Annotated in this window: 16 protein-coding genes; 8 read left to right on the plus strand and 8 right to left on the minus strand. The window is 67.8% G+C overall.

The features are described from left to right. Positions 1-83 precede the first annotated feature (83 nt). Positions 84-1970, plus strand: a complete 1887-nt coding sequence (locus E4M00_RS04480) for a dynamin family protein (protein WP_135119308.1) — start codon at positions 84-86, stop codon at positions 1968-1970. Continuing rightward, complete coding sequence (locus E4M00_RS04485) at positions 1967-3490, plus strand: dynamin family protein (protein WP_135119309.1); 1524 nt, start codon at positions 1967-1969, stop codon at positions 3488-3490. The genes E4M00_RS04480 and E4M00_RS04485 overlap by 4 nt, the downstream gene beginning before the upstream one ends. Here the strand turns inward: E4M00_RS04485 and E4M00_RS04490 are convergent. The 6 genes from E4M00_RS04490 to E4M00_RS04515 form a co-directional block, all read right to left on the minus strand. Further along, positions 3416-4042 (minus strand): hypothetical protein, encoded by a 627-nt coding sequence (locus E4M00_RS04490; RefSeq protein ID WP_135119310.1) that lies wholly within the window; start codon positions 4040-4042, stop codon positions 3416-3418. The two genes, E4M00_RS04485 and E4M00_RS04490, sit on opposite strands and share 75 nt — an antisense overlap. Further along, a complete protein-coding gene (locus tag E4M00_RS04495; protein ID WP_135119311.1) occupies positions 4029-4958 on the minus strand; it encodes an IniB N-terminal domain-containing protein in 930 nt (309 codons plus the stop codon). The genes E4M00_RS04490 and E4M00_RS04495 overlap by 14 nt, the downstream gene beginning before the upstream one ends. 118 nt (positions 4959-5076) lie before the next feature. After that, on the minus strand, positions 5077-7539 hold the full coding sequence (locus tag E4M00_RS04500) for a helix-turn-helix transcriptional regulator (RefSeq protein ID WP_167756823.1): 2463 nt from the start codon (positions 7537-7539) through the stop codon (positions 5077-5079). A gap of 139 nt (positions 7540-7678) precedes the next feature. After that, positions 7679-9118, minus strand: coding sequence for an Hsp70 family protein (locus E4M00_RS04505; protein ID WP_135119313.1), 1440 nt, complete (start codon positions 9116-9118; stop codon positions 7679-7681). A 192-nt stretch (positions 9119-9310) separates the two neighbouring features. Then, positions 9311-9835, minus strand: a complete 525-nt coding sequence (locus tag E4M00_RS04510) for a sortase domain-containing protein (RefSeq protein ID WP_167756824.1) — start codon at positions 9833-9835, stop codon at positions 9311-9313. A 185-nt stretch (positions 9836-10020) separates the two neighbouring features. Continuing rightward, positions 10021-10833: a DUF4397 domain-containing protein gene (locus E4M00_RS04515; protein ID WP_135119315.1), complete on the minus strand. Its 813-nt coding sequence runs from the start codon at positions 10831-10833 to the stop codon at positions 10021-10023. Between the two features lie 528 nt (positions 10834-11361). Between E4M00_RS04515 and abc-f the strand changes: the two genes are divergently transcribed. From abc-f to E4M00_RS17815, 3 genes are all read left to right on the plus strand, one after another. Then, positions 11362-13032 (plus strand): ribosomal protection-like ABC-F family protein, encoded by a 1671-nt coding sequence (gene abc-f / locus E4M00_RS04520; RefSeq protein ID WP_135119941.1) that lies wholly within the window; start codon positions 11362-11364, stop codon positions 13030-13032. 179 nt (positions 13033-13211) lie between these two features. Beyond that, on the plus strand, positions 13212-14105 hold the full coding sequence (locus E4M00_RS04525) for a DUF808 domain-containing protein (RefSeq protein WP_135119316.1): 894 nt from the start codon (positions 13212-13214) through the stop codon (positions 14103-14105). A 101-nt stretch (positions 14106-14206) separates the two neighbouring features. Further along, a complete protein-coding gene (locus E4M00_RS17815) occupies positions 14207-14371 on the plus strand; it encodes a hypothetical protein (protein WP_167756825.1) in 165 nt (54 codons plus the stop codon). Between the two features lie 81 nt (positions 14372-14452). Here the strand turns inward: E4M00_RS17815 and E4M00_RS04530 are convergent, their stop codons facing one another. Next, the gene (locus E4M00_RS04530; RefSeq protein WP_135119317.1) at positions 14453-14950 is read right to left on the minus strand and encodes a GNAT family N-acetyltransferase; all 498 of its coding nucleotides are present in this window, start codon (positions 14948-14950) and stop codon (positions 14453-14455) included. A gap of 86 nt (positions 14951-15036) precedes the next feature. Here E4M00_RS04530 and E4M00_RS04535 point away from each other — a divergent pair, with 86 nt between their 5' ends. The 3 genes from E4M00_RS04535 to E4M00_RS18160 all read left to right on the plus strand — a co-directional run bounded on the left by E4M00_RS04535 (position 15037) and on the right by E4M00_RS18160 (position 17194). After that, positions 15037-16482, plus strand: coding sequence for an APC family permease (locus tag E4M00_RS04535; protein ID WP_135119318.1), 1446 nt, complete (start codon positions 15037-15039; stop codon positions 16480-16482). A 127-nt stretch (positions 16483-16609) separates the two neighbouring features. Then, the gene (locus tag E4M00_RS04540) at positions 16610-16945 is read left to right on the plus strand and encodes a hypothetical protein (protein WP_240036850.1); all 336 of its coding nucleotides are present in this window, start codon (positions 16610-16612) and stop codon (positions 16943-16945) included. 114 nt (positions 16946-17059) lie between these two features. Further along, on the plus strand, positions 17060-17194 hold the full coding sequence (locus E4M00_RS18160; protein ID WP_275668153.1) for a hypothetical protein: 135 nt from the start codon (positions 17060-17062) through the stop codon (positions 17192-17194). A gap of 22 nt (positions 17195-17216) precedes the next feature. Here the strand turns inward: E4M00_RS18160 and E4M00_RS17950 are convergent, their stop codons facing one another. Continuing rightward, positions 17217-17996 carry a collagen-like triple helix repeat-containing protein gene (locus E4M00_RS17950; protein ID WP_204772972.1) on the minus strand — a complete coding sequence of 260 codons (780 nt, stop codon included), beginning with the start codon at positions 17994-17996 and terminating at the stop codon, positions 17217-17219. Positions 17997-18074 lie beyond the last annotated feature (78 nt).

Genomic DNA, 18074 nt, shown 5'->3' on the forward strand with positions numbered 1-18074 from the left:
CCTTCGGAACCTCCGGAGGTACCGCCTGCCCCATGCGCACGAGAGTCCGCCGATGACCGCCGGACGATGAAGGAGTGTCGACGATGACGAAGGCCGCGCCCCCCGCACCACTGACGTCCGCCCCTGGGGACGACACCTCCTCGACGACACTGGCCCTTGCCAACCAGCAACTGGCGCACCTCGTCGAGAAGACCGCCGACCTGTCCGCCGTGCTCGGGCGCGCAGATCTGGTCGGGCGACTCGAGCAGACGCGTGCTCGACTGAACGACCCATTCGTACGCGTCATCGTCGTCGGACAATACAAGCAGGGCAAGAGCAAACTCGTGAATGCTCTTGTGAACGCCCCGGCGTGCCCCGTCGACGACGACATCGCCACGAGCGTGCCCACGTCCGTGTCGTACGCCGAGGAGCCTGCCGCGTACGCCATCGTCCGCAACGGGAACAGCCCGGCAGGCGGGGTCGAGCGGTTGCCCATCCCGCTCGACTCGCTCGCCGACTTCGTCTCCGAGCGTGGCAGGCGCAACGACGAGCACGACATCGTCGGCGCCGAGGTCGTGCTCCCGCGCGAACTGCTTCGCGGCGGGTTGCGCCTCGTCGATTCGCCCGGTGTCGGCGGCATCGAATCGACCCGATCGGTCAGCACGCTCGCCGCCCTGTCGACGGCGCACGCCGTCCTGCTCGTCTCGGATGCCTCGCAGGAGTACACCGAGCCGGAGGTCCAGTTCCTGAAGCACGCGCTGCGGGTGTCCCCGAACGTCGCTGCGGTGCTGTCCAAGACGGACATCTACCCGTCGTGGCGCCAGATCGAGGAGATCGACCGGTCGCACCTCGGCGATCTCGGACGGATCCCCATGTTCGCCGTATCGAGCGATCTGCGGATGCTGGCGGCCCAGGAGCAGGATCGGGTGCTGAACGAGGAGTCCGGGTTTCCCGCGCTCGTGGCGCACTTGCGCCGCGACGTGCTCGACAGGGCAGAGATCGTGCATCGCCGGGCAGCCGTTCACGACCTCGTGTCAGTCGTCGATCAGCTCGGCATGGCCGTCAAGACCGAGCTCAATGCGCTGTTGAACCCGCAGGACACGCCGGCGATGATCGCCGAGCTCGAGGCTGCCAAGGTGCGCGCCGACGAGTTCCGCAGCCGATCGTCGCGCTGGCAGGTCACCCTGAGTGACGGTATCGCCGATCTCATCTCCGATACCGAGCATGATCTGCGGGATCGCCTTCGAAAGGTGCAACGCGACGCCGAGGTCGCCATCGATGAGGGCGACCCCGGCCCCATCTGGGACCAGATCGCCGAGTGGCTCGACCAGAGGGTGGCCAACGCGGTATCGGAGACCTTCGTGTGGACGAACGACCGATCCCGTTGGCTGTCCGAGCAGGTGGCCGAGGAGTTCTCGCTCGAGGAGTCGACCCTCCCGTTCATCGACGTCAGCGACACCGACGGCGTGCTGGACCCGGTCGAAGACGTCCAAGGCATGGATGCGGGCCGGCTCGGTGCGACCGAGAAGATCTACATCGGCCTCCGCGGCTCGTACAGCGGTGTGCTCATGGCCGGCCTTGCGATGAGCCTCATCGGTGTGGCGCTCATCAACCCCGTGTCTCTCGTGGTCGGCGTGCTCGTCGGTCGTCGCGCCTATCGAGAGGACAAGACGACGCGCCTCAGTCGGCGTCAGGCGGAGGCCAAGAACCTCGCGCGCCGGCATATCGACGACGTCGTGTTCCAAGTGGGCAAACAGCTCAAGGATCGTCTTCGGTTCGTTCAGCGCGTCGCGCGCGATCACTTCGGCGGCATCGCCGACCAGTTGCATCGGTCCCTGTCCGAGTCGGTTCTGGCAGCGAAGCAGGCCGCGGCGACCTTCGAATCCGACCGCAACGGACGCGTGATCGAGCTGAAGCGGCAGCTCGCGCACATCGAGGCCCTGCGCGCCGAGATCCCGGCGTCGGTTGACGACGCGGGCGCAGGACGATGAGTGCGGTGCTCGCAGACGTCACCGAGCTCCTCGGTGCAGCTCGTGAGGTGTACGCCGGGGACAGCGTAGCCGAGGCGGTGCTGGACACCTATGCGCGTCGCCTGCGCGAGCCGCTGCGACTCGCGGTGGCGGGCATGGTCAAGGCTGGCAAGTCGACAGTGCTCAACGCCCTCATCGGCGAGCAGATCGCGCCGACGGACGCCGGGGAGTGTACGAGGACGGTCACCTGGTATCGCTACGGTCGGTCCGCCACGATCACGGCGCACCTTCACGGCGGCGCCGAGGTGCGTCTGCCGGTCACCCGATCCGACGGCGCACTCGTCCTCGACCTCGGATCGCGCACCGCCGAGGACGTCGCCTGGCTCGACGTCGTCTGGCCGTCCGAGAGTCTCCGCTCCACCGTCCTCATCGACACGCCGGGCATCGCTTCGATCTCACAAGACGTGTCGGAGCGGTCGACGCGCTTCCTCACGCCGACGCGCTCTCCGTCCGAGGCCGACGCGATCCTGTACCTGCTGCGTCACATCCATGCGTCGGACGTGCGTTTCCTCGAGGGCTTCCGAGACACGGCGGCGGGCGCTTCGCAGACCGTCAACGCCGTCAGCCTCCTCTCCCGCGCTGACGAGATCGGCTCCGGCCGCATCGACTCTCTACTCTCTGCGGCCCGCATTGCCGAGCGCTATCGTCACGACGGCGAGCTGAGATCCCTGGCGCTCGAATGCATCCCGATCGCGGGTCTCCTCGCGGAGGGTGCTCGCACCCTTCGAGAGAGCGAGTTCGCGGCGTTCCGCGAACTCGCCGCACTCGATCGAGTCGTCCGGGACCGGATGCTCATCTCGGTTGACCGCTTCACGCGCCCCACCCACGACACGACGTTGAGCGTGGCCGACCGACGCAACCTGCTCGCACGCTTTGGCATCTTCGGCGTGCGCCTGGGCTCCGCGCTCATCCGCGGAGGCGCACGAACGTCGTCTCAGCTGTCCGAGCGCATGATCGCACAGAGCGGCCTGATCGATGTGCAGCGGTTCGTCGCCGACCAATTCCGCTCGCGTGGCCCGACTCTCAAGGCGCGGAGCGTCCTGGTGGGTCTCGAGCTGCTGCTGGAAGACCGTCCGGCACGCGAGTCCGGCCGCATCCGTGCCGGCATCGAGCGTGTCACAGCGAACAGCCATGACCTTCGCGAGCTCGCTCTGCTCTCTCAGCTGCGCACGACCGAACCCGTCGTGTCGAGATCGGATGCCGCCGCCGCCGAGCGGCTCGTGGGCGGCGCCGGGACGTCGGCCCTGGCGCGGCTCGGTCTGCAGGATGATGCGGATGCTGAGGCGATCCGCGCTCGCATCGCCGACGTGCTCGAACACTGGCGGAGGCTCGCCGAGGCCCCGCTCGCCGACCGCGCGACGAGCGACATGTGCCGGGTCGTCGTCCGCAGCGTCGAGGGGATCGCGTCAGAGCTGGCCGTCGGTGACGGGAGCGACAGGTTCGCCACGTCGGATGTCGTGCTCGCGAGCCGTCCAATGTAGGGCTTGAGGGAGCAGGCTGAGCAGGAGGCCGAGTACGGCCAGTCCCAGCTGGATGAGCAGGATCCGGTCGAGAGGTTGACCCCGCTCACCGAATGCCACCAGCTCGCGCGTGATCAGGAGTACGCCCCCCAGGAAGAGGACCGAGCCGAATTGCCACCAGCGGACGTTCGGGCGCCGGTTCGCGAACGACACCTGCATGGCGATCTGCGCGAGCACGATCACGACCAGCGGTGTGAATACCGACCAGAACACGATGTCGGCCGCCGTGGCATACGTCACATCGGCCCGGGAGCCATCGACAGACTTCACCAGATCAGCGATGGCGGGAAGCTGGGCCTTGCGGATGATCAACAAGTAGCCGATCGCGACGCCGCCGGCCATCAGGCTCATCACCCATGCGATCTGACTCAGCCGCACGAAGAATGGCGGCGGCAGCTTCACAAGGACGGGCGCAGCCTCCTTGCCGGTGACCGACGGCCGATCGGGCGACTTGACCTCGACGCGCCCGGTGTCGTCTTTATGCGCCAGGGACTTGGTCTCAGAAGCTGTCATCGTCGGTACCCTCGTCGGCACTCATCGATTCGATACCGGTGAATGTGTCATCGTCATCGATGTCGACCTCGATGTACTGTGCTTCCGACTCCACGGCCACGTCGATGGTCTCGGCGACGGGCGGCTGGTCCACTGGGGCTGCGTCGTCGGGAGATGACGGGTCGGTGCCGATCTCCGATGCACCATCCTGGGGTGCATCCGCAGGCGGCGCTTCAGTCGTATCCGCGGGAGCGGCCGCGCCGTCGTCGCCGACGGCCACGTCGACCGGGGCCTGCCCTGAGTCGTCCGATGAGCCGGGCTGCTCGTTCGAAGAGTCTTCGATCACGACGGTCGTGGATTCGTCGGTCGTCGTCGATGCGTCCGTCTGCTCGTTCTGGGAGTCCTCGATCAGCTCCACATCGGTGTCGTTGCCGATGTTGACGTCGTCGTCGGCCTCGATGGTTGTCGAATCGTCCCAAGTCTTGTCGACCGTGGCATCCCCACCCGCAGCGACGGCGTCGTCGCCGGAGGCGACGTTCGCCTGGTTGTCGAACGTCTGCGTCACGTCGCCATCGGCCCAGATGTTCTGGTTGACCGATTGGTCGACGACGGTGTCGCGGTCGTCGACCCACTGGAAGTGGGATGTGACCTGCCTGATCTCATTCACGACCTGGGAGTCGTTGCTCTCATTCGCAACCTGGGAAGGGTGGCGCTCCGACTGCCCGTGATGCGGTACCGGCACCTGCACGACGTGCGTGCGTTCGATGATGATCGGCGCTACGGCCGCGACATCCGATGGGCCGACGTCCTGGAGTCCGCGGGCGGCGAGCGCCCGCAGAGGGTCGTCCTCGAATTCCTCCGCAGCATCCGGGTCTCGGAGCAGACTGAGGATGAATTCGATCAGGGCGTCTGCGACTGTCGCGAGCGTGAGGCTCATGCTCGGCTCCTCTTCCATAGTTGTCCTTCGACCGTACGGGCTGGGTGTTGCAACCGCGTCGGGGTATAGCCCGCACGCGCGACGTTCGGAGTAGGGGGATATCCCCGGGGTAGGCCGATCATGCGGTGGCCCTCGTGCCGTCGTGGGTCGCATCGCCACTCTCGGCGTCGTCGAGTGCGATGCGCAGCTTCGCGATGAGATCCGACCGGTTCGTCGCGCCGAGGCGTCGACGGATGCGAGCGATGTGGTGCTCCGCCGTGCGTGGCGAGATGAAGATGGCCGCACCGATCTCGTTGTACGTCTTGCCCTGTACGACGAGGGCCGCGACCTCGAGCTCTCGCGGGCTCAAGTCGGAGGGGGTGCGCGGGCGCGGCGTGGATGCCGCGTCGTTCTCGACCGTGGGGGGTCGAAGGTCCTCGTGCGGATGCAGGCGGCGGGCCGCCGCGAGAAGCCGGGCGGTGATGCGCCGGTCGCCGGTGTGCCCCGCTCCATGCCCTGCGAGGCGCGCACCGTCCCACGCGAGCCCGACGGTGCCCAGCGCGGTCGCCGCGGCCTCTACTGCGTCGGCATCGACGGTGCCCGACAGCACATTCGTCCAGACACGCCCCGCCTGCGCCATGATCGACGCCAGCCGGCTGTGCGACGCTGCGTCGATGAGCGCGTGTGCGTGCGGCTTCATGTCCTCCGGACGTCCGCGCAGGATGGCTTGCTGGATGCCGGCCCAGTGCGCGGGCGGTGCCCAGAGCGACGGCGAGCCCAGCGTCTCGAGCCGCGCAAGAGCCTGCACGAAGTGCGCCTCGACGCGCTCCGGCTCGCCGACTCTGGCCGCCGTCACGACGAACTCTGCGAGAGGCAGGATGCTGAACAAGTCGAACGACGCACGCAGGAGGCTCTCGCGCGCCCCCCGCCACGCGACCGTCAGCGCAACGGCGTCGTGGAAACGGCGGGCGATCGACACCGTGAGGGCGTCGAACAACAGTCGCTCGCGCGGGCTGAGAGCATGGGCCCTCGGCGCGATCGCGTCCAGTGCCGCTTCGACCTCGTGCGGGCGTTCAAGCTGCAGAGCGACCCACGCACGCCACAGCACGAGCCGATCATGGGCCCATGCGCCGCCGTGGCCGTCCCCGAGCGCGCGGTCCAGCACCGCGAGTGCGACGTCCGGTTCCCCGAGGTGGAGTGCAGCGAGCGCCGCCACGACGGCCGGCAGTTCAGGGATCGGAGCGGACGTTCGGGCAGCCGAGTACATCTCCGCGGCGCGGATGAGGACGCCGAGGGAGGCGTTCGCCGACGTCGTGAGCGTGGCGCGCAGGCCGCTTTCGAGCAGGTCCATCGACACGGCGAGCGTCGATGGCATCGTGAGCCCCGGCGCCCGGACCGACATCGAGTCCAGGATCCCGGCGTCGGCCACAGCGAACGCGGCTACCGTCGCGCGCACGCAGGACGTCTGAGACGACGGGGCGAATGCGTGGTACACCGCATCGCTCATGCTTGTCAGGCCGCGGGCCGCCCAGACCGCCGCGGCGGTGTCTGCCGCGGAGTCGTGATCGGGATGGTCGGCGGGAATGCTGACACCGTCGAGGAGGCGACTGGCCGTCTCCACCCTGCCGAGCTCCCATTCCGCCCGCGCCTCGCGGATCGCGGCGGTTGCAGCGTCCGCTCCCGCCTCACGCGCACGGTGGTAGAGATCGCGCGCGCGGCGGGCGTCGGTCGCTCGCACCGCATCGCCATGGCGCAGCAGCAGAGCAGCCAGGTGTGCATCGCGGACGCCGTCGACCAGGCTGTCCAGGGCAACGTCCGCGGTTGCCGGACCCGGTGCCCCCGCGACGGCGTCTTCGTACAGACGGATGATGCTGTCGATGGACGACATCGCCCGAACCGCGGACCGGACGACCGGGGCAGGCCGACCTCCCGGCAACAGGAGGCCATCGGCGTAGGCCGACAGGACGAGGTCGTCGCGGTCCGCGGGCATCCCGTCGTCGCCGCCCAGGCACAGGAGCTCGACGAGGTGCCGCACGTCGGGGGCCACAGTGCGCAGGCGATGTGCGATGACGTCGCGCAGGGCCACATGGAGGGCGTCGTGATCGGCATCGCCGGTGCAATTCATCGAGTCGTGGACCGCGAGCGACTCCGAGACGAGCCAGGCGGTGCCTCCGGTCGCGTCGAGCACTGCGTCGAGGCAGGCATCCGACACGATGTCGCCGACCTGCTCGATATACGCGCGGAGGTCGGCGCGGCCGATGCTCCCGAGCACGACAGCCGGCTGGGAGCGTTCGAGCTCTTCTGCGAGAGCGCGGAAGACGTCGCTCTGCGGCCACGGACGAGCCGCCAGCACGAGGGCGGCATCCGGATTCGAACTGCGCTCCTTCAGCGCGGAGATCTGACCGACGGCGAGCAGGTGCGCATCATCGATGACGAGCACGTGCTCAGCCGGCAGGGCCGCGATCTCGACGCTGGAGCGCGTCGTGCTGATCGTCGCACCTACTGCAGTGAGCTCCCGGCGCAGATGGCGAAGGAATCCCGACTTGCCCGACCCGGCTGGACCGGTGAGCAGGACGCGACGTGAGTTGCGAGCGGAGATCACCGCGTCTATGTGGGCGCGGGCGTGACCCGTCCACAGAAAGGGTCTTTCCGCCAGGCGAAGCGGAGTGGAGATGGGCGTCGTTGGCATCATCGGGTTCCTGTCATCGGGAGTTCGGCTGAGCGGTGGGCGGGCCGCCGTGTTACGGGAAGAGGTCCGTCACGACGTCAGCCGGTGCGGGCGTGAGGAGAGGTTCAGTCGACGGGGTCGGCGAGATCGACGAATGCGGAGTCGACGAGCTCGGGGGTGTGTCGCCAGGCCCGGGCTGCGGCCCGCGCGATGCGTGGGAGGGCGAGAGAGCAGCGACGGCGATTCCGACAACCAGGACGATCGCTCCAATGGCGACCCCGGCAATGGTGGCCGCCCGCCCCTGCCACGACCCGCTTGTCTCCAATCGAACGAAGAATGGCGCCGCATTCTCGTCGAAACGCGTATCGTCATCGTTCCGCGGGTCGAGCTCGAGCGCATGACCGTCGACGAGCACCGGGCGATGGTCGGCGTCGGCGTCGGCGATCGCTCGCACGGCACCCAGCGAGATGGCCGCCTTCGGGTCGGCGTCGACCGCCACCGGGCGATCGAAGCGCTCCGACAGCAGCTGTGCAACCCGGGGTATGCGAGATGAGCCGCCGGTCAACAGGATCGCGGCTACGCCCTCGGGCGTCTTGTTCGCGGATTCCAAGAGGTTCGCGACGACGTCGACCGTCCGTTCAATGCCGTCCTCGATCATCTCCTCGAATTCCGCGCGGGTGAGTCTGACGGTCGCGTCCCCGTCACCCATGAGGACTGGGACCACGGTCTCGGAGTCGAACGAGAGCGCTTCCTTGGCATCGATGGCTTCGCGACGCAGCGCGGCGAGCCCGACACGAGAATCCCCATCGGCCGCGAGATCGTCGAGCGACAGACGTGCCGCTCGGACCACGTGTCGAATCACCGCATCGTCGAAGTCCGCCCCACCGAATGCATCGAGGCCGACCGGATCCCCGACGATGTCGATGCTGCGATCGTCCTCGATGCGCACGAGTGCTGCGTCGAACGTACCGCCGCCGAGGTCGTATACGGCGAGAAGGGATCCGGGCACGAGCGAGCGCTCGAAAGCGTAGTGCCGCGCTGCCGCCTCCGGCTCGCTGATGAAACGCACGTCGCGCCATCCGGCTCGTTCGAGTGCGCTCGCCACGAGACCTGAGCGGTGCTCGCCCCACGACGCTGGGATGGACACGCTGAGGGCGGTCGGCCGTTCTCCTTCGCGTTCGGCGATGCAATCGACGATCCAGGACACCATGAGCGCGAACAGTTGCTCGGGGGTGAATCGCCGGTCGCCCGCACGGATGGGCGTCGCATCGCCGATGCGGCGCTTGAATTCGCGGACGAGTCGTTCGGGCTGCGCGATGCCGCGGCGCTCGGCCGCGTCGCCGAACAGCAGCTCGCCGTCGCCGACGAAGATCGCGCTGGGGACGCTGTCGGTGTGCCGGCCGAGCAGGAACGGCGTGGTCGAGACCAGTCCGTCGGGACCGAACCGGGCGATGGCGGCGGCGGTCCGGCTCGCGCCGACATCGACCGCCAGGAACAACGGTGACTTCGTCATCTCGGCTCGTTCCCGATGAATCGATGCGACCGCATCCGGACGGTGCCGTCGGGTCGGGCCTTGTTCCGAATTCGGAGTGCGTCGGTCATCTGGTCGACGGAACAGCAGATCGGAACCGGCTCCGCTTCGTTGCAGGTCGGGATGCCGACCATAGTCCTCAGCATGAAAAGTCCTTCGGGTCGGATGCACCGGTCACGGAGCCAGGGCTGCGAAAACGATGAGGTTGTCGGTGTAGTGGCCGACGGATCGGTCGAAGACGCCGGCACAGGTGATGAGGCGCAGCTCGGGGCGCGGGACGTTGCTGTACACATCGGAGGTTGGAAAAGCCGCCTTCGCTGACTGCGCCCGCCCGGTGACGGTGAAGCTCAATGACTGGCCGGCCTCAGTGTCGACGACGACCTCATCACCGAGCTTCAGTTCGGCGAGGCGTGAGAATACGGCGATCCCGGTCACGGAGTCGACGTGGCCGGCGATGATCGCCGGGCCGATCTCACCCGGGACCGGTCCGTCGACGTACCAGCCGGCCCGGTTGTAGTCGACCGGCGCTCCGAGCGCTCCGGATGGCTCGACGCTCAAGTGCTCAAGCGAGGAAGAAATACCGAGGCTCGGAATCCGCACCGCGACCGGCTTGCCGACGTCGACGACGGTCGCCACGCCGGATGGATTCTGCAGACCGCCCGCAGCGAAGGCGTTCGGCGTCGCGGTCGGTGTCGCCACGGGCCCAGCCTCAGGCGCCAGACCCTGGTGTTCGGGCCTGATCGCGACGGCCGCGATCAGCGTACCCGCGACGACTGTGGCTACCAGGATCCCCACGACCCAGTGGTGTGCAGTCACGACTCCTCGAGCATCGGGAGCTCGGTCGCGATCAGAACGAGCCCGCGAAGCGCGTCGCGTCGCGTCGATCATCGGACAGCCTCCAGCCCTCCATGCATCCGGCCCGCCGTGAACAGCGAGCCGCCAGGAGCGGTGCCACCGCCACCGGTCTGCACGCCACCGTCGGGCGAACGGCCCACCGCCGCAGAATCGACGATCGGCAGGATCGTGAGGCCACCGTCGGCAGTGTCGAGGACGAAGAGCGTCGACACGCTACCCGCAGCGACGTCGACGTCCGATGAGGCAGCCGCGTCCCCGCCCGTGAGCTCGAGCGTCCATGAGCCCGCTGGAATCTCGGCATAGTCGGTCACCGTTCCGGCTGCAGCGTCCTTCGCGATCGGGAGACCGGTCGAGGTCTCGACATCGACTGAATCGGTGATCGTGGATGCCTGGAACAGTCGAATGCGGCCGAAGCCGGCGGTCGGCGGGGCCAGGTCGTCCTCGACCGCCTTCACCTCGAGGTCTGACGTCGGACCGTACGCGACGACCGTCATCGCACTCTTGGCGGGGACCTCTATGTCAGCCGAGATCACCGGTGCTGTAGCCGCCGACGAACCCTCGGGCACCATGCTGACCGTGTACGTGCCGGACTGGAGTTCGGAGTAGGGCGAGACGTCGCCGTAGCTGACGCCGTTCAGTTCGAGCACCGTGTCGCCGTTCGGTGCGGTGACCTCGACGTCGACCGATTTGGTGTCGGGCGAGAGATGACCCAAGCGTAGCCAGCCGGTTCCCGCATCGGCGGCGGTCGCTGCCGATGGCGTGAAAGCGAAGCCGATGGCCACGATGGCGGCGGCGGTGACAGTGCGGAGGGCGCGGCGCGTCCTCGAGCCGTGGTGAGGCATGTTGTTCCTCTCGATATATGCCGGCTTGGCGAAGTCCGTCAGCCGACAGTTCAGCTTGGAAGTCAGCACGCGTTGGTGCCGTCTGTCATGGGAGTGATTCGGAGGAATCCTCACTTCGGATGGGAAAGAGTCGAACCTCTCATGTTCTTCTCATGTGCATTGCGACGATGGCGGCTCTTTTCACCACCGCCCGAGGCTCCATCCGTTCGATCGAGACGAGTACCGGCAGACGACGGTCGCTTTCGCCGACGAACTGCGGGAACAACCGCAAGCGGTCGCGCGGAGGCTGGGGTTGACCAGCTGCGGCCCGGCTGATAACTTCTCGCGGGTGGGTACGCTGATTTTCTTGTAGGTGGTTCCGTGTCGAGCTCTGCTCCACGGACATCCGAGCGCATGTCCTGTGCGCATTCCGCCACCTGATCACGACCCGCGCTCGCATCGCGTGAGCCCCTCGCCGTGTCCGCCACCGACCTGTCGGAGGCGATCGGACTCACTACGAAGCGCGCGGGTCGGGAAGCCGAGACCTCCATGTTCCCATCTCAGTTGTCCCTGCACTCCGTGACGAAGCGTTTCGCCGACCGGGTCGTGCTCGATCGCGTCGACGTGTCCATCCGCGCCGGCGAGCATGTCGGCATCATCGGCGACAACGGTGCCGGCAAGTCGACGCTGCTCCGGCTGATCGCAGGTGAGCTGCAGCCCGATGCCGGCGAACTCACCGTCGTCGCACCCGGCGGCATGAGTGTGCTCGCGCAATCGCTCGACCTGCCCGAGCACGCGACCGTGCGCGACGCGATCGATACCTGCCTGCGTGAGCTGCGAGCGCTCGAGCATGCCATTGACGACGCGGCGGCAGCGCTCAGCGCGCCCACGGATGCCGAGCTCGAAGCCGCTCTCGCTCGGTACGCCGCGCTCGTCGACCGGTACGAGGCACGTGACGGATACGCGGCATCCGCCCGGTTGGATATCGCACTGAACTCGCTCGGCGTGGCCGGCATCGAACACGACCGTCCGTGGGCATCGCTGTCGGGAGGCGAGCGATCGCGCGTCGCGGTCGCGGCGACGACGGCGGGCAACGCCGAACTGCTGCTGCTCGACGAGCCGACGAACGACCTCGATGACGATGCGTGGGACTGGCTGCTCGCCACCCTGCGCGCACATCGGGGCACGGTCGTCGCGGTCACGCACGACCGGGCGTTCCTCGAGGAGTTCACCGACGTGATCCTCACGGTCCGCGACGGCACGATCACTCGTTCCGGCGACGGGTATCGCGGCTACCTCGTCGCACGAGCGATGGCGCGGGAGCGTCACCGTCTCGCGCACGAGGCCTGGAAGGAGGAGGTCGCACGGCACGGCGCGCTGGTCGCGGCGAACGCTGGTCGTCTCGACGCGATCCCGCGCAAGCTCGACAAGGCGGGTATGGGCGCTGGAGCGTTCCGGGCTCGCGGGCGTGATCACGGTGCCATGGGCCGCATCCGCAATGCCAAGGAACGGCTTGCCCGTCTTGCCGAGCAGCCGGTCGCGCCACCGCCCGAGCCGCTCGTGTTCGCGCCGCGATTGTCGAGGAAGGCAGCCCTCGCCGGACCGGATGTCGCGCGCGACGCGTCGGCGTCGGCGGCGGCGGATCTCGCGACCACGCCGATCCTCGCCCTCGAGCATGTGCGTGTGGCTGCGGCAACCGTCGACGCCCTGCGTTTGGGGGCGGGAGATCGCGTGCTCGTCACCGGACCGAACGGTGTGGGCAAGACCACCCTGCTGCGGGTGATCGCCGGCGAGCTGACGCCAACGCAGGGTGAGGTGAGAGTGAGTGGCCGGGTGGGGTACTTCCGCCAGCACTCGACGATCGCGGCGAGCCCGCGAAGCGTGCGCGACGCGTTCGCCCGCGGTATCCGTGAAGACGTCGACACCGCAGAAGAGCGAATTCTGCGCCTCGGGCTCTTCCGGCCGGAGGAGTTGAGAGTACCCGTCGCCGCATTGTCCTTCGGCCAGCGGAGGCGACTCGAACTTGCGCTGCTCGTGAGTGGATCGCATGACTTGCTGCTGCTCGACGAGCCGACGAACCACCTCGCCCCGGAACTCGTCGACGAACTGGAGTCCGCCCTCGACTCCTACGACGGCGCAGTCGTGCTGGTCACGCACGACCGGATGCTGCGTCGGAGGTTCAGGGGAGCGCGGCTCGAGCTCGGGGCCGCCGCCGCATGAACGCAAGGAAGCGCCGGCGACATGGACAGGACGTCGGTCCGTCCGTCTGCTGGCAAACCAGCACCGGTTTCCCGGAGGCGGCCTGGATGGCGAGGGATCCCGCGACGGCCGCGATATTGTGGGCACCGTTGTCGACGCCCTGACAGCAGGTCAGCGCCCTCGCCCAAGGAGAAACACACATGTCGGTCGGCTTGCTCGCGATCGTGGACGACGTCCTCACCGCCGCCCTCAAAGCGAGTGCGAAAACCGCGGGTGTCGTCATCGACGATGCTGCCGTCACTCCGCAATACGTCCAGGGCCTCACGCCGGCGCGCGAATTGCCCGTCGTGTGGCGCATCGCGCTCGGAAGCCTCTTCAACAAGTTCGTCATCATCATCCCGGTCGCATTGCTGCTCTCCGCATTCGCGCCGTGGGTGCTGCCCTTCCTCCTCATCATCGGCGGCACGTACCTGTGCTTCGAGGGTGCCGAGAAGGTCACCGAATGGTTCGGCGCCCATCACGCCAGCGAGACGGAAGAGCCGCGCGACGAGCGCAAACTCGTGTTCGGCGCCATCCGTACCGACCTCATTCTCAGCACCGAGATCATGCTCATCGCGCTCGACAGTCTCGATCCCGACTTCGGAATCTGGATGACGCTCGCAGCGCTGGCGGCCATCGGGCTCGGCATGACTGTGCTCGTCTACGGCACGGTTGGGCTGCTGGTCAAGATCGACGACATCGGACTGAGACTCATGAAGAGTCCCACGAAGGGCGTACGACGCACCGGTGCCCGCATCGTGGCGTCGATGCCTGCCGTGTTCCGCGTGATCAGCATCGTCGGCACCGTCGCCATGCTGTGGGTCGGCGGGCACCTGGTGATAGCGAACCTCGGCGAGACGTTCTGGACCGCGCCCCACGACATCCTCGAATCGGTGACGCATGCGATCGAGGCTGCCGGGCCCGTCGTCGTCTGGGTAGCCGACACTGCGATGTCGGCCGTCTTCGGGCTTCTCCTCGGTCTGATCATCGTCGCGATCATGGCGGGAGTGTCACGGCTGGCCAGACGGAACCACCCAGCCGACGTCGCACACTGAAGTCTGCAGAACGACCAGCTCGTTCGCGAATGGCCACGGCGCTCCGTGGCCCTGGCCGGAGGCAGCCCGGTTCGTCAGGACCGGCCGTTAGACTGCCCGCCATGCTCAACTGGTTGATGCGGACTTGGTTCTCCTCTGTGGAGTGGGGTCGTGTAGCGATCCAGACGCTGGGCGGCGGGAACGGTGACCCTGAAGCCTTGCGCACCCTTGATCAGGCGAACAAGAAGGCGTGGCCCGCCAGCACGCGTCGCCGCCGCCAGCAGTGATGGAACGGGATCGTTCCTCGCAGCCGTTCACGATCTGATTCCGCATGCGCGGACGCCAACCGACCCCTCAGGCCTGATCGCCTAGAGGTCGAGGACGCACCAGACCACTTCGCCGTTCTCCGCCGACGTGACGTGATCACGGCGGAATCCCACCTTCTGGAGCACCCGGAACGAGGGCGTGTTCCACGCACCGACGGTGGACCAGAGCCGTCGCCTGCCCGTCGCTCGGGCCGCGTCGACGACCGCAGCAGCCGCTTCGGTGGCGTAGCCCTGTCCATGCGCGCTGCGCAGCAGCTCATAGGCGAGCTCGGGTTCCTCGACGGTGGAGCGGCCGATGATCAGGCCGCAGTAGCCGAGGAAGTCGTCCTCGCCGTTGCGGTGAAGCGTCAGGAGATGGATGCCGCGGCCCGGCGCGCTCGCCCGAGCTTCGCGGATCTCCTCTGTGGCGTCCTCCAGGGTCGGAGTGTCGCCTCCGCGTTCGCCGACGAGCGCACGGTAGCCGGCGGCATCCGTCTCCTCCCACAGCCGGAGCCGCAGTCTCGCGGTGTCCAGGGCGAACGGCATCGGGTGAAACGACATGCCGCCAGCTTATTTCTGCTCGGTGGCCGCGGGGCTTGCCGTCGCGGTCCAGATGTGGTCGGGTGGATCAAGGCAAGGGGGCCACCATGAGCGATCCGTCCTGGACACAAGTCGTCAAGACCGTCGAGCCCGAGAAGCCGGAGCTGAAACGGGTCTTGGGGCCGGGTCTGCTGCTTCTCTTCATCGTCGGCGACATCCTCGGAACGGGCATCTACGCCCTCACCGGCCAGGTTGCCGCTGAGGTCGGTGGGGCCGCCTGGCTGCCCTTCCTCCTCGCGTTCGCGGTGGCCACTGTGACGGCGTTCTCCTACCTGGAGCTGGTGACGAAGTATCCCCAGGCGGCGGGCGCGGCGCTGTACACGCACAAGGCCTTCGGCATCCACTTCTTCACGTTCATCGTGTGCTTCGTCGTCATGACCTCGGGCATCACGTCGGCGTCGACGGCGTCGCGCGCGTTCGCGGCCAATCTCCTCGTGGCCTTCGGTATCCCGGATGCCACAGTCTCGACGATGCTCATCGCCCTGGCCTTCATCGTGCTCATCATGCTGGTCAACCTGCGCGGCGTGAGTGAGAGCGTCTGGCTCAACGTCGTGCTGACCCTCGTGGAGCTCTCCGGACTGCTGCTCGTCATCCTCATCGGCATGTGGGCGATCTCCGGCGGCAACGCCGACTGGTCCCGGGTCGTGGCCTTCAACACCCCGGAGGACAAGAACGTGGTACTCGCGGTGAGTACCGCGACCTCGTTGGCCTTCTTCGCGATGGTCGGCTTCGAGGACTCGGTCAACATGGCGGAGGAGACGAAGGACCCGAGCCGCATCTTCCCGAAGATGATGCTGAGTGGACTCGGCATCGCGGCGATCATCTACGTTCTGGTGTCGATCACCGTGGTCGCCCTGGTTCCCATCGGGCAGCTCGTCGGCAGCGAAACCCCCCTCGTGACTGCGGTGGAGGCGGCGGCGCCGGGCTTCCCGATCAACGATCTGCTGCCGTTCATCTCCATGTTCGCCGTGGCCAACACGGCCCTCATCAACATGATGATGGCCAGCCGCCTGCTCTACGGCATGAGCAGGCAGAACGTGTTGCCGCCCTTCCTCGGCAAGGTCGCACCGAGGCGCCAGACGCCGTGGGCGGCGATCCTGTTCACGACTGCACTCGCCGTGGGCCTGGTCGCCTACGTGTCCCTCGACGCAGAGGGCTCGATCGTCGCCCTGCTGGGAGGCACCACATCGCTCCTGTTGCTCACGGTGTTCGCCATCGTCAACGTGACGGTACTGGTGCTGCGGCGTCAGCCCGTCGACCACAAGCACTTCCGCACGCCCCGCGTGCTGCCGATCATCGGCGCGATCACCTGTCTGTACCTGGTGTTCCCGTGGACCTCCGGCCGGCCGGCCGCCCAGTACGTCATCGCGCTCGTCCTGTTGGGCATCGGCATCCTGCTCTGGATCGTCGAGCGCATCTACACTGCGTCGAAGCGTCGCCGCGAGCCCGAGCCCGAGCGCCAGCCCGCTGCACGACGTACTGAAGGTCCGTGACGGACAGACACCAGCACCATTCCGCCACAGCGCGCCCCGGCCGATGACAGCGTGTCATCGCTTGGGTTGACTGGATGCGGCGGTCCGTCGCACTCCGATCGTCGACGGGCTGGGAACGGAGGTCGACATGTCTGCCGAACCGACAGTGCTGAGGAGCTGGACCGGCTGGATCCGAACTGCGGATCGCGAGCCCTACCGCGACTACCTGGAGGGGACCGGGCTGCGCGAGTACCGCGAGACGCCCGGCAATCTGGGCGCCGTTCTGCTCTACCGGGACGACGAGGACGACCGAACCGAGGTGAGGACCCTCTCCCTGTGGCGTTCGCGCGACGACATCGTCGCCTTCGCCGGTGAGGACATCGCGGCCGCTGTGTTCTACCCGGAGGATGACCGCTACCTGATCGGTCGGGACACGACGGTCGAGCACTTCGACGTGCCGTGGGCCGAGCTGGCCGGGGGTTGACCGGTCGGGAGTCTGCTCGGATCCAGGGCGTCCACACGGGCGGTCGGGCGCCCGGCGTGCCCGTCCGCACGCCGAGGGCGGCTACTCTGGCGGCATGACCGAGGACGCGAACTGATGCCCGAATTCCTGATGTGGGGAGTCGCGATCGTGATCCTCGGCGGATCGCTGGTGGTCACGGTGATCGCCGCCGTGCGGGTCTGGCGACGTGACGACGACCCCACCGACGGCGGTCCCACGGACCGCGACTGATCGGCAGGGCCGTCGCTCGGCCTCACTCGCCGTCGGTCGTCGGTTCCGGGCTCGGCGTGGGTGCGGCAGCATCCGTCGGCCCGAAGAGGGCCCATTCGCCCTCGCTGCACTCGTAGAACTCCACAGTCTCGGTGTCGATGTAGACGTCGCCGTCGGTCGTGCACTTGTCGTCGACCGGTGCACCGAGGCCCAGGGTCAGCTGGGTGCCGGGCGCACCGGGAGCTCCGGTCTCGCCGGTGGCCCCGGTCTCGCCGGTGGCCCCGGTCTCGCCGGTGGCCCCGGTCTCGCCAGTGGCTCCGGTCTCGCCGGTCGCTCCGGTCTCGCCGGTGGCACCCGTCTCGCCGGTTGCGCCGGTGAGGTTCTCGGCCGCCGAGGTGCGGATGTTGCCCACGAGTGTCCACGAGCCGTCCTTGAACAGGTAGACATTCGAGGTGGCCATGTCGATGTACACGTCGCCCTCGTAGCCCTTGCCCGCTTCCGGAACCCCGGTGCCTGCGCGCACGGCGGATCCGGCGGGGAGGATCTCGGCGATCGCCTCCTCGTAGGCGACGTCGTCGACGGCCGGGGCTGTGGTCGCCGTCGCGGTCGCCTCTGTCGCATCGACGGATCGAGCGAACCATGCGCCGAGGAATGACGCGCAGAAGGTGAGCACGACCACGGCGGCACCGATCCAGAGCAGAGCCGCTCTGCTGACTCCGGCTGGCTTCGGCTGCAGGGTCGCATCACCAGTGGCACTGGAATCCGACGGCTGCGGCCGTGACGGGTCGGGCTGATCGGTCGGCGGAACCTGGGCGTCGCTCATGTGTGCTCACTCCATCCCTCGCGCTCCGCGTGCACCTGTCGGTGCACGGCTCGAGCCGCGTCGCGCTCATCGTAGCGG

It is taken from the genome of Orlajensenia leifsoniae (genome assembly GCF_004570845.1).
In the GTDB taxonomy this organism is placed as follows: Bacteria; Actinomycetota; Actinomycetes; order Actinomycetales; family Microbacteriaceae; genus Orlajensenia; species Orlajensenia leifsoniae.

Excerpts from the sequence above, each read along its gene's own strand:
- E4M00_RS04480 (WP_135119308.1), top strand. The coding sequence starts at position 84 with ATGACGAAGGCCGCGCCCCCCGCACCACTGACGTCCGCCCCTGGGGAC.
- E4M00_RS04485 (WP_135119309.1), top strand. The coding sequence starts at position 1,967 with ATGAGTGCGGTGCTCGCAGACGTCACCGAGCTCCTCGGTGCAGCTCGT.
- E4M00_RS04490 (WP_135119310.1), bottom strand. The coding sequence starts at position 4,042 with ATGACAGCTTCTGAGACCAAGTCCCTGGCGCATAAAGACGACACCGGG.
- E4M00_RS04495 (WP_135119311.1), bottom strand. The coding sequence starts at position 4,958 with ATGAGCCTCACGCTCGCGACAGTCGCAGACGCCCTGATCGAATTCATC.
- E4M00_RS04505 (WP_135119313.1), bottom strand. The coding sequence starts at position 9,118 with ATGACGAAGTCACCGTTGTTCCTGGCGGTCGATGTCGGCGCGAGCCGG.
- E4M00_RS04515 (WP_135119315.1), bottom strand. The coding sequence starts at position 10,833 with ATGCCTCACCACGGCTCGAGGACGCGCCGCGCCCTCCGCACTGTCACC.
- abc-f (WP_135119941.1), top strand. The coding sequence starts at position 11,362 with ATGTTCCCATCTCAGTTGTCCCTGCACTCCGTGACGAAGCGTTTCGCC.
- E4M00_RS04525 (WP_135119316.1), top strand. The coding sequence starts at position 13,212 with ATGTCGGTCGGCTTGCTCGCGATCGTGGACGACGTCCTCACCGCCGCC.
- E4M00_RS17815 (WP_167756825.1), top strand. The coding sequence starts at position 14,207 with ATGCTCAACTGGTTGATGCGGACTTGGTTCTCCTCTGTGGAGTGGGGT.
- E4M00_RS04530 (WP_135119317.1), bottom strand. The coding sequence starts at position 14,950 with ATGTCGTTTCACCCGATGCCGTTCGCCCTGGACACCGCGAGACTGCGG.
- E4M00_RS04535 (WP_135119318.1), top strand. The coding sequence starts at position 15,037 with ATGAGCGATCCGTCCTGGACACAAGTCGTCAAGACCGTCGAGCCCGAG.
- E4M00_RS04540 (WP_240036850.1), top strand. The coding sequence starts at position 16,610 with ATGTCTGCCGAACCGACAGTGCTGAGGAGCTGGACCGGCTGGATCCGA.
- E4M00_RS18160 (WP_275668153.1), top strand. The coding sequence starts at position 17,060 with ATGCCCGAATTCCTGATGTGGGGAGTCGCGATCGTGATCCTCGGCGGA.
- E4M00_RS17950 (WP_204772972.1), bottom strand. The coding sequence starts at position 17,996 with ATGAGCGACGCCCAGGTTCCGCCGACCGATCAGCCCGACCCGTCACGG.